Source organism: Hazenella coriacea (assembly GCF_004341825.1).
GTDB classification, from domain to species: domain Bacteria; phylum Bacillota; class Bacilli; order Thermoactinomycetales; family Thermoactinomycetaceae; genus Hazenella; species Hazenella coriacea.
Window position 1 is genome coordinate 29943 of sequence record NZ_SMAG01000010.1, and the last position, 15313, is coordinate 45255.

General features: G+C 39.0%; 17 protein-coding genes. 16 read left to right on the forward strand and 1 reads right to left on the reverse strand.

Translation table 11 applies throughout. The features are described from left to right. Positions 1-21: 21 nt before the first annotated feature. Positions 22-234, reverse strand: coding sequence for a hypothetical protein (locus EDD58_RS13445; RefSeq protein ID WP_131926408.1), 213 nt, complete (start codon positions 232-234; stop codon positions 22-24). 308 nt (positions 235-542) lie between these two features. Here EDD58_RS13445 and EDD58_RS13450 point away from each other — a divergent pair, with 308 nt between their 5' ends. The 16 genes from EDD58_RS13450 to EDD58_RS13525 all read left to right on the forward strand — a co-directional run bounded on the left by EDD58_RS13450 (position 543) and on the right by EDD58_RS13525 (position 15258). Beyond that, positions 543-1211, forward strand: a complete 669-nt coding sequence (locus EDD58_RS13450) for a hypothetical protein (protein ID WP_131926410.1) — start codon at positions 543-545, stop codon at positions 1209-1211. 92 nt (positions 1212-1303) lie between these two features. Then, on the forward strand, positions 1304-1750 hold the full coding sequence (locus EDD58_RS13455; RefSeq protein WP_131926412.1) for a GNAT family N-acetyltransferase: 447 nt from the start codon (positions 1304-1306) through the stop codon (positions 1748-1750). Between the two features lie 561 nt (positions 1751-2311). Further along, complete coding sequence (locus EDD58_RS13460) at positions 2312-2545, forward strand: hypothetical protein (RefSeq protein ID WP_165875978.1); 234 nt, start codon at positions 2312-2314, stop codon at positions 2543-2545. A 60-nt stretch (positions 2546-2605) separates the two neighbouring features. Next, the gene (gene proC / locus EDD58_RS13465) at positions 2606-3481 is read left to right on the forward strand and encodes a pyrroline-5-carboxylate reductase (RefSeq protein ID WP_243648748.1); all 876 of its coding nucleotides are present in this window, start codon (positions 2606-2608) and stop codon (positions 3479-3481) included. A 249-nt stretch (positions 3482-3730) separates the two neighbouring features. Further along, positions 3731-4270, forward strand: coding sequence for a DUF402 domain-containing protein (locus tag EDD58_RS13470; RefSeq protein WP_165875979.1), 540 nt, complete (start codon positions 3731-3733; stop codon positions 4268-4270). Positions 4271-4291: 21 nt separating this feature from the next. Next, the gene (gene lepB, locus EDD58_RS13475; RefSeq protein WP_131926420.1) at positions 4292-4822 is read left to right on the forward strand and encodes a signal peptidase I; all 531 of its coding nucleotides are present in this window, start codon (positions 4292-4294) and stop codon (positions 4820-4822) included. Positions 4823-5036: 214 nt separating this feature from the next. Then, the gene (gene codY / locus EDD58_RS13480) at positions 5037-5816 is read left to right on the forward strand and encodes a GTP-sensing pleiotropic transcriptional regulator CodY (RefSeq protein ID WP_131926422.1); all 780 of its coding nucleotides are present in this window, start codon (positions 5037-5039) and stop codon (positions 5814-5816) included. Positions 5817-6145: 329 nt separating this feature from the next. Continuing rightward, the gene (locus EDD58_RS13485; RefSeq protein ID WP_131926510.1) at positions 6146-7933 is read left to right on the forward strand and encodes an ABC transporter ATP-binding protein; all 1788 of its coding nucleotides are present in this window, start codon (positions 6146-6148) and stop codon (positions 7931-7933) included. An 18-nt stretch (positions 7934-7951) separates the two neighbouring features. Beyond that, positions 7952-8359 carry an ATP-binding protein gene (locus EDD58_RS13490; protein ID WP_165875980.1) on the forward strand — a complete coding sequence of 136 codons (408 nt, stop codon included), beginning with the start codon at positions 7952-7954 and terminating at the stop codon, positions 8357-8359. 479 nt (positions 8360-8838) lie between these two features. Beyond that, a complete protein-coding gene (cyoE, locus tag EDD58_RS13495; protein WP_424321679.1) occupies positions 8839-9798 on the forward strand; it encodes a heme o synthase in 960 nt (319 codons plus the stop codon). A gap of 114 nt (positions 9799-9912) precedes the next feature. After that, on the forward strand, positions 9913-10911 hold the full coding sequence (coxB, locus tag EDD58_RS13500; protein WP_131926428.1) for a cytochrome c oxidase subunit II: 999 nt from the start codon (positions 9913-9915) through the stop codon (positions 10909-10911). A gap of 103 nt (positions 10912-11014) precedes the next feature. Further along, positions 11015-12880, forward strand: a complete 1866-nt coding sequence (gene ctaD, locus EDD58_RS13505; RefSeq protein ID WP_131926513.1) for a cytochrome c oxidase subunit I — start codon at positions 11015-11017, stop codon at positions 12878-12880. Continuing rightward, entirely contained in the window at positions 12880-13503 is a 624-nt protein-coding gene (locus EDD58_RS13510) for a cytochrome c oxidase subunit 3 (protein WP_131926430.1), read from the forward strand. Before ctaD ends, EDD58_RS13510 begins: the two co-directional genes overlap by 1 nt. A gap of 2 nt (positions 13504-13505) precedes the next feature. Beyond that, complete coding sequence (locus tag EDD58_RS13515; RefSeq protein ID WP_131926432.1) at positions 13506-13820, forward strand: cytochrome C oxidase subunit IV family protein; 315 nt, start codon at positions 13506-13508, stop codon at positions 13818-13820. Between the two features lie 68 nt (positions 13821-13888). After that, positions 13889-14350: a DUF420 domain-containing protein gene (locus EDD58_RS13520; protein WP_131926434.1), complete on the forward strand. Its 462-nt coding sequence runs from the start codon at positions 13889-13891 to the stop codon at positions 14348-14350. A 170-nt stretch (positions 14351-14520) separates the two neighbouring features. Next, complete coding sequence (locus EDD58_RS13525) at positions 14521-15258, forward strand: hypothetical protein (RefSeq protein WP_131926436.1); 738 nt, start codon at positions 14521-14523, stop codon at positions 15256-15258. The last annotated feature ends 55 nt before the right edge of the window (positions 15259-15313 follow it).

Genomic DNA, 15313 nt, shown 5'->3' on the forward strand with positions numbered 1-15313 from the left:
GCGAATACTAGGTTTTTTACTTTATATATCATGAATGGAGTGGGTTTTATCTAGATGAGCTAATCCACCCCGTCTTTCAATTTCCTTAATGACATCTCTATGAAGGCTTACCCCTTGCTCATTCATGAATGGGGACATCTGAGACATCATATAGTGATGATATGATAACTCTTCCATAGCCCAATCCGGAATCGGAGTCATATTTAATTCACTTAAATCTCTACCTAGATACATTGAGATCACCTCTTATTTAGTATGAAATAAACCGATCTTTTCATACCCTTAAATAATAAAGAAATCATTGCTCCAAAGTAATCGTTTGAACTGAAGAGAGAATACTCTATGGGATTTGTTTCGTAAAAATGTCTTCATTCAATTCAGTGGGATACTGAATATGGAAAACGGGGTTTGGGTTTTCTTGATTTGGATAAAATAATAATAGAAAAGAAAACTTCTAAACCTTTCGCATTTTTGTAACGATCAATCATTAAGATGAAAAAAAGGTTGAAGGAGGAAAAGATTAAGAAGAATGGGGTGGGAGGATGGGAGTAAGAAAGAGTTGGTTTCATTGGCTTTTTCGGGGATCAGCTTGTCTTCATTTCACATCTTCGTTGTTCATGTTATTTGTTCTGATGCATGTTGTAGGTGGTTCATTTGGGGTGCGGATGAATTATTTTTTGTACAATGAGCACTGGGTTATTGTATCTTGGTTGAGTTCCTTACTTGCAATTTTCTCCATGGTGGCTACCTTTTCTATTTTCACTTTTGCATTGGATCAATCCTATCGCATCATCTTGCGGTGGGCATGGCTGATCAGTGTGATTGGAGCAGTTGCGATATTGTTAAATCACTTCATGCAGGTGACCATCATCGCAAACTTATTTAAGTTGTTTTGGCAAATGCCTTCGTATGACTTGGCTAACCACATGCAGCAATGGGATGATTTACTTAGTCTAATCATGAAGCTATATGCTCCAACTTGTTTTGCGATCAGTGGTTTGATCTATACAGCTGTCATGTTTCGGACACACTTTTTCTCAAAGGTATTAAACTGGTGGTCCTTATCGATTTGGGGAGTGTTATTGGGAGGGACGGTTGTATTTAATTACATTCAAGAGTGGTTTCCTTACTTTATTGGGAGTTCCATCTTTATGTATATTCCTTGGTTGTGGATTGTAGGCGGGAAGATGAAACCACAATTTTCCAACTAAACCTAGATTTTAACTACAGATTGCAAATAAATAGTTTCTAAAGTAAAATAAAAAGGCTACGATATTGTGAAACTTCCTATGGAGGGGTCTGTATGCGTCTACGTTCTTTTCAACTATCCGATGTCCATGATGTTTCACAGATATGGCAAATGACAGCGTCTCAAGAGCGTGAAAAAGAGACTTTAAAAGTACTTGCTGAACAATTGGGATATGATCGGGATCTTGTCATTGTAGCGGAGGCTCCTAATGGACAAGTCATTGGGGCAATTGTGGGTACAATCGATGGGAATAGTGGTTTTTACTACTGTTTGGCTGTTCATCCTGATTATCAAAAGAAAACAGTGGGTACACAACTTGTCGATGCCTTAGAACAGCGCTTTGTTCAAAAAGGTGTGAAGAGGATTTGGATTGCAGTTGATGAAGGAACTGAGAAGTTATTACCTTTCTATCGACATCTGGGTTATACCAATAGCTGTTCAACCCGATTGGAGAAAGATCTATTGTTCTCTACCAACAAGCACAGGCATAAAATCAGTTAGTTGTTTTGGTCTATTATTTCACATGATGAACTAATTTTATTAAGATCTGCCAGGTGATCGGCAGATTTATTTTTTGTCTATTTTTATCCAAATCCACTCACAAATATTAATAATGCCGTAGATCAATTTATTAATCTAAGCATAATACATTTGAATGCGTTTTCATAGAGGGAATATTTGAACGTTGTGTATCGGTTCACAAAGTTGATCATCTGAATAAAGAGAATTACAAATTCAACGATGTGAAGTGGAACTATTCTTACATTTATAATATAGCAAACCGTTAATTTTTATGCAATCATGTAGTAGTTTGTAGGCTTTGTTTTAAGAGTTAATATTATTTTATTTTTCTATAATTTAGGAGTGTTAATTATTAAATAATTGAAGTAATTAGGTAATAGACCCATTCATATAATTATATAAGGCTTGTAGAGTATGTTTTTCATTGATTCACTATATGAACAAAGCCATAGTAACTGAAGATACAAATTTATTTTTACTTATCAATGAATTTAAGTTTTTCGTCATAGATCTAGAATAGGGTTTTATGAATATTAAGTTATGAAAATGAATGAAGTATTTGACAAAATAATATTTATCACAGATAATGGTGAAAATACAGATATTTTGAAACGCCAAGACGGGGACTTGAAGAGAAATCTGATCTGTACAGAGAGTAAAATCCACAGGTTGAGAGATTTTGCCATGATCATTCTCGTCAATCCCATCCCCCAAGCGGCTGATACTTATCAGATCGGGATTTTCCGTTATCAAAGTGAGATCAATCTCCATTAGTGGAGCGCTTGTGCGCTAATAAAGGTGGTACCGCGGAAGAACCCTCTTTCGTCCTTTAGGATGAAAGAGGGTTCTTTTGTTTTTTATCATGTAGAAGGAGTGATTCAAATGTTAAAAAATCGTAGTTTTGGGTTTATTGGAGCTGGTTCCATGGCAGAGTCGATTCTTGCAGGTTTATTTGGAAAGAGTGAGGTGAAACCCCATCAAGTAGCAATCATCAATCGTTCTGATCAACAGCGTTTAGAGTTACTAAGCGAAAAATTTGGTTTTGATAAACAGAGGAATATTACTGAAAAGATTAATGAAGCAGATATTATTTTATTAACCGTGAAGCCTAAAGACATGAATGAGGTCATGCTAGAATGGGGACAGCGATTTCGAAAAGGACAGCTAATCATTTCGGTGGTAGCTGGGATTTCTACTTCGTTCATCGAAAGAAACATAGCTGAACAGGTGGGAGTCATTCGTGTCATGCCTAATACATCTTGTGCAGTAGGGTTATCAGCAACGGCGATCTGTCGTGGTCGATGGGTAGAAGAGTGCGAACTTGAACTGGTTCGGTATATTTTTTCTTTAATGGGTTCTGTTGAGATTGTAGAGGAGAAAATGATGGATGCCGTAACAGGTTTATCTGGAAGTGGACCTGCTTATGTTTATTATTTGATTGAGTCATTGGAAGCTGCTGGAGTACATGCTGGGCTTCAGTCAGAAACAGCACGACATTTGGCGATTCAAACTTTACTAGGAGCTACAGAAATGCTTGTAAGGACAGGAAAGGAAGCTGCACAATTGAGAAGAGAGGTGACTTCTCCAGGAGGAACAACCATGGCGGGTTTGAAAGTACTAGATCAATATCGCTTCCAAGAAGCTTTGGTTGAAGCTGTTCATCGTGCGGCAGAGCGCTCCAGAGAGATGGAGGAATCTTATACATCCTAAAGAGCTAGATCAAGAAGATTTAGCTTTTTCTTTTACTGCTTGTCCAACTTGCCTATTTTAAATATAATGATTCTTTAGATTCCAATAGGGATGTGGACAAGCTTTTTGCGCCGTGGCGATCGGTTTGTGAATATGTGTAACTCATCTCAATAAGATTTTGAAGATCGACCATAATAAATTCTGAGTTTTAGGTGTTTTATAATCTTCTCATTTTGGCAATAAAGAATGATAGGTGGTGAAGTGATTGAGATGAGCAGGCTGACCCGTGGTGATGTGATCCAAGTATTAAGTATGAAGCATGGCAATCACTTTCATCGCTTTTGGACGGAGTCCATTGTTTTACAATCAGGTGATCCACTAATCATTGCAAACAAAGATGTAGTAGTATTAGAAAGTGGAGAGAGAGAACTTATTTTTCCCAATCTTTCCATCTGCTACTTTTCAAAACGAGACTGGTTTAACATCGTGTTGATTTTTGATCAACAGGATCGTCTTGAACAGTACTATTGTAATATGGCTTCTCCTTATCAGCTTGATATTCAGAGACGAGTGATCTCTTATATTGATTATGATCTGGACTTAATTATTGATCCCAGATTTAATTACCGTTGGGTAGATGAAGATGAGTTTATCAAAAATCAACAGATGTATCATTATCCAATTTCTATCATCGAGGAGGTTAACAAGGCGCGTCTTCAACTAGAACAACGGGTCAGGCTTCAAGAAGAACCATTTACTCCAACATTTGCTACTGAATGGTATCATCAATACCTTTCTTTAAAAAAGTGAAGCAATGATGGAGTGAAAGATATGAAAGGAAAAAAGGTTCCAAGTTTATATTACTGGGGGTTATCCTTAATCCTTTTAAGCTTGTTGGTGATAGGATTGAACCATTTCGGAGTCGCCCTATCTGTTGTTAATGGAACTTCCATGCAGCCAACTTTACATCATGGAGATCGTCTGTTGATTAACAAGTTTAAGTTTTTATTGGATCAACCTGCTATTGGAGAGGTGATTACCTTTCAAGACCCTTCCAATGATCACCGTTTTCTAGTAAAACGAGTCATTGGGATTCAGGGAGATCAAATAGAAATTAAAAATGGGGTGTTATTTCGTAACAATCAAAGGGTAGATGAAACATATATCGATTCATCGATTGAAGATGGTAATTTTGGTCCAATCGTTGTTAAACCAGGAACAGTATTCGTTTTAGGGGATAACCGTCATCGGTATGCGAGTAGAGACAGCAGGTATGATAGTGTAGGTCTTGTTCCTGTTCAGCTCGTTCACGGAAAAGTGGAGTTTATTTTGTGGAGACCTTCATTAGCTGCATCACTGTAAATGAGCAGAAAACAATTTTAAAAACGAATAAAAGTCAAAAACTGTTCACAATTACTATTTTGCGTATTTGGTTAAATATCGCATAATAGGAAAAGTACTCAATAGATACCCACCCCCGTGTCTATCCTGTAAAGCGTCCAGGAATCTGTACGGTTAGATGATTGGGCAGCCCATTAAACATACAATTTTTTCGATTTTTAGGAGGACTTTAGTCATGGAATTACTTGCCAAAACAAGACGGATCTCAAGAATTTTACAAAAAAATGTAGGACATCACCTTGTAGATTTTGATGAGGTCGCTCAAGCGCTTTGCGATGTTATTTCTTCCAACATCTACGTAGTTGGACCAGAAGGTAAACTTTTAGGAATGGCGATCAACCACGATTTTGAAAGTGAGCGTATGACTCAATACTTAGAAAAAAGGGAGTTTCCCGCTGAGTATGCTCGCTTATTATTAGAAGTTACTAAAACATTGCCAAATCTCGAAGTGGATAGCCCTTATACCGCTTATCCAACTGAAATGAAAGACATTTTCCGCGAAGGTTACACCACTTTGGTACCTGTGATTGGTGGCGGAGATCATTTGGGTACTCTGGTTTTATCCAGACTTAGCCGCCCATTTGAGGAAGACGACCTCATTCTCGCTGAATATGGCTCAACGGTTGTCGGTATGGAAATTTTAAGAGAACGTGCAGGACAAGTCGAAGATGAAGCTCGGAGTCGTGCAGTTGTACAATTGGCAATCAATTCACTTTCTTTTAGTGAATTAGAAGCTGCTGAGCATATTTTTAATGAATTAGACGGATTGGAAGGGCTTTTAGTTGCAAGTAAAATTGCGGACCGTGTGGGGATTACCCGGTCGGTGATCGTAAACGCTTTACGTAAACTAGAAAGTGCAGGTGTGGTTGAGTCTCGTTCTCTTGGGATGAAAGGGACCTATATTAAAATCTTGAATCCAAAACTATTACCAGCTCTTGAAAAAGCTCGTCATTAATCCACAAAATGAAGATCGAAAATCCCCAAAAACAATCTTTGTTTTTGGGGATTTTTTTATGTGAATAAGTCGGAGCATTTATATACTATAACTCGTTAATGTATAATATCCTTACTTCGACACTTCAACCACTTAAAAGCATATAAATTTAAGTGGTTAATGGCACAGACCTTTTCCTATACTGGGTCACCACCTAATTGGTTTCCTCTGTACTCATTTTCAATAAATTATATATTGCTCTGTGAGGTTTCCAAACCTGTTAACATCTTTTTTTATGAGATTTGCTATAATGGTGAAGACCGTTGAAAATGAATAGGAGCTGAACGATGTTGGAAAGTATACGCCGTTATCTCCAGTTTGTAAAACCTTACTGGAAAGAGATCTCCTTAACAATGGTCGTTGGAGTGCTAAAGTTCGGCATTCCTCTATTACTCCCTCTTTTACTAAAATATGTAGTGGATGACCTCTTGTTATCCAGCTTATCTACGCAAGAAAAAATGGAGCGATTGGTCTGGGCACTCGCCGGGGCTTTCTTTATATTTACAGTGGTTCGCGCACCTGTAGAATATTTTCGGCAGTATTTCGCTCAGTGGACGGCCAGTCGGGTTCTATTTGATATTCGAAACCGCTTGTTTGACCACATCCAAAAGCTTTCCTTGCGGTATTACCATAATCAGAAAGTAGGGCAGATTATTTCCCGAGTGATCAACGATGTTGAGCAAACCAAAGAATTTGTCATTACCGGAATGATGAATATTTGGCTTGATTTTACAACTTTAGCCATCGCTATTGCGATTATGATTTGGCTTGATCCTTGGATGACCCTTGTTTCATTAGCTATTTTCCCCTTATATGTTGTCTCCGTTAAATATTTCTATCAAAATATGCGGAAATATACAAAAGAGCGTTCACAAGCATTAGCTGAATTGCAAGGTCATTTACATGAACGGGTACAGGGGATTTCTGTGATTCGTGCATTTCATTTGGAAGAAAGTGAGCAGAAGTCCTTTGTGAAACAGAATGGAAACTTTCTTGATAAAGCGATCACCCAGACCAAATGGGTTGCGAAAACATTTTCTGTGATCAATACCATTACAGATTTGGCTCCTATTATCGTTATAGGTGTATCTGCATATCAAGTGGTTCAAGGGAATATGACGATTGGTGAACTGACCGCATTTTATGGATATATGGGTCTTATCTATAGTCCAATTCGTCGTTTAGTTAACTCGTCTACCACTTTGACACAAGCTCATGCATCCATGGATCGTGTTTTTGAGTTTTTGGATGAAAAGTATGAGATTATCGATCATCCTCAAGCGAAAGATGTGGCTCGTGTGAAGGGTTCCATCCAGTTTTCAGATGTTCATTTTCGTTATCATGAAAATCAAGAGTCAGTATTACGGGGAATCAATCTCACCATTCAGCCAGGAGAGACAATTGCATTAGTGGGACCTAGTGGTGGAGGAAAGTCATCCATTGTTTCCTTAATTCCTAGATTTTATGATGTGACTCATGGACAAGTGATGATTGATGGACGGGATTTGCGAGACTTCACTCTAAATAGTTTACGAAAGCAAATCGGAATGGTCTTGCAGGAAAATATTTTGTTCAGTGGTACAATCGCAGAAAATATACGAATGGGGAAAGTTAATGCGACGATGGATGAGATCATTGAGGCGGCTCAAGCAGCGAATGCACATGATTTTATCATGGAGTTACCCAATGGGTATCAAACAGAGATCGGTGAACGAGGTGTTAAGTTATCGGGGGGACAGAAGCAACGTGTGGCTTTAGCTCGAGTATTTCTTAAAAATCCAACCATTTTAATTTTAGATGAGGCGACTTCAGCTCTTGACCTACAATCGGAATATTTAATTCAAGAGTCTCTAGACCGCCTTTCCAAAGATCGAACAACGATTGTCGTTGCACACCGGTTATCTACCATTACACATGCGGATCAAATCTATTTAATTGACCATGGTCAAGTGAAAGAACAGGGAACACATGAAGAGCTCATGGTTAAAAACGGAATGTATGCGCAGCTATTCAATGTGCAAAATCTCAATTCACCATCACAAGTAGATGATCAAAAGATCAAAATGGATGCTCGTTAATCGATGGAGGGAAAATGGATGCGTAAAACATTCCAGATTGATTATGAGTGGGATATCGTTCCAATTCGAAGCGACGTCCGCGAGATGGCGAAAGAGGTTGGATTTGATGATTTGGATCAGGCACGAATCGTCCAGTCCATCTCAGAATTAGCGCGAAACGTCATCCAGCATGCCGAAAGAGGGACATTAACCATTTTTAAGGTAAAAGAAGACGAAAGAGTTGGTTTGCGAATCCAAGTCAAAGATTTGGGTCCAGGAATACCTGATTTTGATCAATTGATGCGACATCAGTCCCGTCAGATCGGTGAGGCTTCAGGTTTACAACAAGTAGGTCTGTTAATGGATGAGTTGATTAGTATTCCTGTAGAATTAGGAACTTGTGTGGAAGCGACGAAGTGGGTGAAACCAAGTAGGGTCGTTGAGTAGATCATGGGACCACCTCTTCGGAAGCCGAGGTGGTTTTCCCACACGAATTTCCAACATTTATTTGAACGTGATCATAGAATGTTCACATATATGCCAACTGAAACGAAGTCGATTCTATTAGACTAAATAGTGAGTAATGATCTAGGATAAACCAAAAATATGAGTTGCACCTTGTTTCCATATTATGAACCTTTAGGACCTATGCTTGCATGAACCATCATCATCATCTAAAATGGGGTTGGTATTAAGCAATATAAATACATTTCTTACTCAGGGGTGTTAGGAGATGGTAATGTAAGATCATAGGTAAAGCACCTTTGGTATTACATTTTTTGTGTGTTTGAACTACATTTTTGGTATCTCCTATATTGAGATGGTTTATCGTGATACACATCTCTTCACGACGAATGAGAGTGAAAACGTTTTATCTCTCGAAAGTTGAAGAAATGCGACTCTGTTTATTTGGAAAGGAGGTCTGTATGGTGGAACGATCCATGACACAGCAGACCACTGCAGATCGGATCATCACAGCAGAGCCGTTTACCAAGGTGAACAAAGCCACTTGGCGTGATTATATTGAAATTACAAAGCCAGGCATTAATAAGAGTAACTTATTTGCAACATTTGCTGGATATTTCCTAGCAGCTGGCTTCACCGCTTTTAACTTTGTAACTCTTTTGTTTACATTGTTGGGAACAGCCCTTGTGATTGCTGGAGGATGTACACTCAATAACTTTTATGATCGTGATATTGATCCATTGATGCAACGAACACGAACACGATCTGTACCAGAAGGTAGAATTAAACCCACTGTTGCATTATGGTATGGTATTATCCTTACTATTATTGGTCTAGTTGTTCTAGCAGTTGGTGTTAATCCACTATCAGCAATTCTGAGCTTTATTGGGTTCTTTGTCTACGTTTTTATCTATACCATGTGGCTAAAGAGAACTAGTACGTTAAACACTGTTGTGGGTGGTTTTTCTGGAGCATTTCCACCAGTGATCGGCTGGGTTGCTGTTACTAATAATCTAGACCTTTCCGCTTGGATTCTGTTTACTATCTTATTTATGTGGCAACCTCCTCACTTCTTTGCACTTGCGATGCGAAAAGTGGAGGATTATCGTGCAGCAGGGATTCCTATGCTTCCAGTAATCAAAGGGTTTGCCGAGACAAAAAAACAAACATTTATCTTTGTCCTACTACTAGTCCCCGCATCTGTCCTACTATTTTTTACTGGGGCTGCTGGCTGGTTTTACCTTATGATTGCCATATTGCTAGGTGGAATATACATTGCCTTAGCATTGAAAGGATTTCGATCATCCGAAGATGATGAGTGGGCAAAACGAATGTTTTTCTATTCATTGATTTATCTAACCACTCTACTACTTGCGATGATTGTCGATGTGGTAATCAGAGGTTTTATACAATTGATGTAACTTTCAAACTAGGGAACAGTGCTTTTATAAAGTTTTAAATAGATCTAGCAATGCACTGTGAAATTATAAATTGGTTCAATTCGAGCCAGTAGAACAGAAAGTGAGGTTAGGATAGTGGTGAGTCGATTACGTACGTGGCAAGTCCTTTTAGTGATTTCTCTATTAGCACTTGCGCTTTCAGGATGTAGTGGAGATCCATCACTCAGCGCCTTAGACCCTTCGGGAGATAATGCGAAGAAGCAATTAGATATCATTGTTTGGAGCTTCCTCGTTATGCTGGGCGTTTTTATTGTGGTTTCGACCATCTTAATCTATGTACTGATTCGCTTTAGAAAGCGGAAAGGTGTAGAGCGGACGCCAAGTAAGAGTGAAGGTTCATGGAAAGCTGAGGTTACTTGGACTGTTATTCCGATTATTCTATTAGCTATTCTTGCAGTACCTACTGTGACATATACCTTTGATCTCTCTGAAGTACCTAATAAAGAAGAGACTGTGTATATCAAAGTTACTGGATATCAGTATTGGTGGGAATTTGAGTATCCTGACTTAGGGATTAAAACAGCTCAAGAAATGCACATTCCTGTAGGTAAAAAAGTTCGTATAGAGCTTCACGGGAAAGATGTACTTCACTCGTTCTGGGTACCAGCATTGGGTGGTAAAACAGACGTGATTCCTGGTCGCGAAAACGTGATGTCTTTACACGCTGACAAAGCTGGCGTTTTCCAAGGAAAATGTGCTGAACTTTGTGGTGCAGGACATGCACTGATGGACTTTAAAGTTTATGCAGATAGTGAACAAGACTTCGATAAATGGGTAGCCAAAATGCAAAAAGCTCCTGTAACCACTGAAGCTGATAAAAAAGGTGAAGAAGTCTTCAAACAAAACTGTATGACCTGTCATGCTGGAGTAGATCCAAAATATAAAGGTCCTGATTTAAGCAAATTTGGTACTCGTGATTCGATTGCTGGATTCCTTCCACATAATGAGGAGAATCTAAGAGCTTGGTTAAAAGATCCTGAATCATTTAAACCAGGTAGCTTGATGCCGAAAATTGACTATCTAAGTGATGAAGAGTTCGATGCTTTAACCCAATATCTCCTTGATCGTAAATAATGAAAAATAGAAAATATGCTTTTGAGTTAATTAAGAAGGAGGGTTTACTTTGGGGACGCTGATTATTGTAATCGTCCTAGCCTTGTTCTTAACGGCGATCTTTATGGGTGGCTATAATGGTAAATTTAATAGCCGAGTAAAGAATAGTACGGTCTGGGACTGGCTCACCACAGTCGATCATAAAAAGATCGGGATTATGTATTTCTTGTCAGGCTTCTTTTTCTTCCTGATTGGTGGAATTGAAGCATTGTTTATGCGTTTACAGTTAATGAGACCTGGTAATGACTTGTTTATCGGGGACACTTTTAACGAGTTGTTAACCATGCATGGTACTACAATGATTTTCTTGGCAGCTATGCCTATGATCTTCGGTTTGATGAACGTGATATTACCACTACAAATCGGAGCACGTGACGTTGCTTTCCCATTCTTAAACTCTTTGGGCTTCTGGCTATTTACAGCTGGAGGAACGTTACTAAACCTCAGTTGGTTTTTTGGTGAAGTTCCAGATGCAGGTTGGACTTCATACACATCTCTAGCGTTAAATGACTTTAGCCCAGGCGCGGGTGTGGACTATTATGTTCTAGGTCTACAGATCGCTGGGATTGGTACATTGATCGGTGGAATCAACTTTTTGGTTACCATCATCAATATGCGTGCACCAGGTATGACATACAGACGGATGCCAATGTTTACTTGGACCAGTCTCGTTACTTCTGCCTTAATTATCTTTGCGATGCCACCATTGACGGTTGCGTTGTTACTCTTGATGTTTGACCGTTTATTTGGAGCTGCATTCTTCGACTACACGATGGGTGGAAGCACTGTAATCTGGGAGCACTTATTCTGGATCTTTGGTCACCCTGAAGTATATATTGTTATTTTGCCGATCTTCGGTATTATGTCTGAAGTGTTTAGTACATTCTCGAAAAAACGACTCTATGGATATGACTCCATGGTTCTTGCAAGTGCCATTATTGGATTCTTAGGATTTATGGTGTGGATTCACCATATGTATACAGTAGGTCTTGGACCTTTCTCTAACTCTATCTTCGCGGTTGCAACGATGACGATTGCGGTTCCGACCGGGATTAAGGTATTTAACTGGTTGTTTACCATGTGGGGCGGAGAGCTTCGGTTCAATGCAGCTATGCTTTGGGCGATTGGGTTTATCCCTACCTTCGTAATTGGTGGTATGACTGGGGTTATGATGGCTTTACCACCAGCTGACTACCAATATCAAGATACGTATTTCATTGTTGCTCACTTTCACTACACATTGGTGGGTGGTACCGTACTAGGTCTCTTTGCTGGAGCATATTACTGGTGGCCCAAAATGTTCGGTAAGATGTTAAATGAAAAATTGGGTAAATGGCATTTCTGGATTTTCGTTCCTGGTTTCCATTTAACTTTCTTCCCACAACATTTCCTTGGACTTTTCGGTATGCCACGTCGGGTATTTACCTATCAAGCAGGTGTAGGTTTAGAAACACTTAACTTGATTAGTACTATCGGTGTTTTCTTAATGACTATTGGTACACTTATCTTTATGTGGAACGTGGTTAAAACCTTTAAGAGCAAAGAAACTGCTCCTGCAGATCCATGGGGTGGAAGTAGCTTAGAATGGGCAATTTCTTCTCCACCACCAGCCTACAACTTTAAACAAACACCATTAGTACGTGGTCGTTATGCTTTATGGTTGGAGAAAGAGGCTGGTAATAAAGAAGTACCTGTGGCAGAACCACTAGGTCCGATCCATATGCCATCAAATTCGCCAATTCCTATACTAATGTCACTGTCGCTATTTGTTGCAGGATATGGATTTATTGCTCGAGGAGATTTCTCGATTGCGATCATCGGTTTAGTATTATTCTTCCTCACGATGTTCATGCGTTCATTTGACAATGACCATGGGTATCACATTGAAGTAGAGGAATTAGAAAAAGACGGTAAGGGGGTTAAGGCATAATGGCAGCGCAAACGGATGTAAATTCAAATAACCCTCGTGTCACCCATATAGAGACCTCAACCCTTGAAGGTAAGAATAAAGTTCTCGGTTTCTGGCTCTTCTTGGGAGCTGAATCAGTTTTGTTCGCTTGTTTGTTTGGTACCTATCTTGCTCTTCGTAGTGCATCGATGGATGGACCTACAGGGGTTGAACTGTTTGACCTCAATCTGGTTGCAGTGACCACTGCAATTCTTTTAACAAGTAGTTTAACTAGTGTATTCGCTGTTTCTGCGTTGCACCAAATGAAAAAACGCCTGACACTGATTTGGCTTGGCGTTACCGTACTATTAGGCTTGGCGTTCCTTTGTCTAGAGATTTATGAATTTGTTCATTATACTTCTCTAGGTCATACGATGATGAGTAGCGCTTTTGGTTCTTCGTTCTACACTCTTGTTGGAACACATGGTGCTCACGTGACTTTTGGAATCCTTTGGATTTCTACCGTGATTTATCAAGTAGCTAAGCACGGAATCAATAAAGTAACAGGACCTAAAGTATTTCTAGCTACTCTTTACTGGCACTTTGTTGACGTTGTTTGGGTATTCGTCTTCAGTCTCGTTTACTTGCTTGGAAAGGTGGGGTAAGCATGACTCAACAACCAAATTCGACATCAGTTGCTACGAAACCCGCATCTAAAAATTCGAGTGTAGTCAAATACTTGCTCTCGTTTATATGCATGATTGGTCTAACTGCTGCAGCCTTTTATATTGTTGCGAATGGTGTAGTCGCTAATGATATGATTTTTCCAATGCTTTCTGTCTTAGCAGTTCTACAAGTATTGTTGCAGCTATTCATTTTTATGCATCTAGACCAAAAAGGATCTAAAATATATTCGATTTTCCTGTTCTTGGGTATTTTCATCGCAGTATATTCGGCTGCTGGTATGGTATTAATGGATTAAGGATTGAAGGAAGCCCTCTTACCGGCGATTGGTAGAGGGCTTCTTCTTTAAAGAGAGGAGAGAAATCAATGGATGGAAGCACTCTGGCACTGATCAGTACCTCTTGTACGGCTTCAAGTGCAATTTGTATGGCTGTGGGCTGGTCAATGATACGCAGAGGAAATAAAAAGGCACACCGTAACTTAATGATTTCATCGGTCATTCTAGCTGCACTCTTCTTTACGCTTTATATGTATCGAACAATTTTTATCGGAAATACGGATTTTGGAGGCCCAGCTGAATATCGTAGTTATTATACAGCATTCTTGACTTTCCATATTATCTTAACCATTCTTTCACCGATTTTAGTTGTGATGACCTTGATTTATGCTAAGAAAGAGAACTTTGAGAAGCATAGAAAGATCGGACCATGGGCAGCCAGAGTTTGGTTTGTTACAGCGATCACAGGTGTAGCTGTTTATTTACTTCTATTTCAGATATTCCCAGAGGGTGAAACAACTAATATGTTTCGAGCCTATTGGGGGTTCTAATTGAATTGTAGGTTAGACAATTTGCACGTTTGAAGCAGATCCAAATCCACAGGTTTGGATCCTTTTCTTTTTACTGATCATACTGCTGATATGTAAGTTGATAATAAAGAAAGAATTCCTTTTATTTTCAGTCGGAAGTATAATAGATTCGTTGGGAAAGGAGGAAGTTTATGTTTAACGAAACACCTAAAACGGTGATACAGGATACAGAAGCCAAAATGCTTCATTCGATGGTTCCACGTGTGAAATTGTCAGATGGTCTAGTTATTGGTGGAGTTACGGGTATTGGGTATTTTGCTGCTTACTTATCCGAAACGGGATATAAGTCATACTTTGGCTTACCATCCCTGTATGCTGATGTGAGTCTTAATGCCATTATTTTATCTATTTCATCGATTGTAATTGTCCTATGGATGTTGTACTTAGCTATTAATCATTCTACTTTTTCTAGATACGGAAAGTTTACGGTCCCTGTAATCCTGCCTCTAGGAATCGCAATTTTTCTAGGAATCAAAATTGATTTTGAAATTAACATCCCGATCTGGTTATTAGTGATCACTCTTTTGTTGTTTGTGTTTATTACGGCCGGAATGATTGCTTTCGCAGTTAGGAAAAGCTGGTTTTATGCGGGTCTTTTATTCATCATTTTTGTTATTGGGATTTCGCGGACAAGTGGGTATATCGTGGCTGCTAATCAGACAGAGTATCTAGTGACTTTAGAACCCCAACCTTATGTAGTTGTAGATACTTATAAGGATGCATTGATTTTAATGCCCATTGATCTAAAAACAAAAAAATTGTCTACTGAATATCGTTTTGTTGATCAAAAATCAGAAATGGATGCGACTATTCAACTCCAAAAAATGAAGTTAGGTTCCCTGCAAGTGATTTCAGTTGACGATAAATAGAATGCCTAGCTAAAGCCGATCTGTTTCTAACTGACAGAGCGGCTTTTTTGTGGTT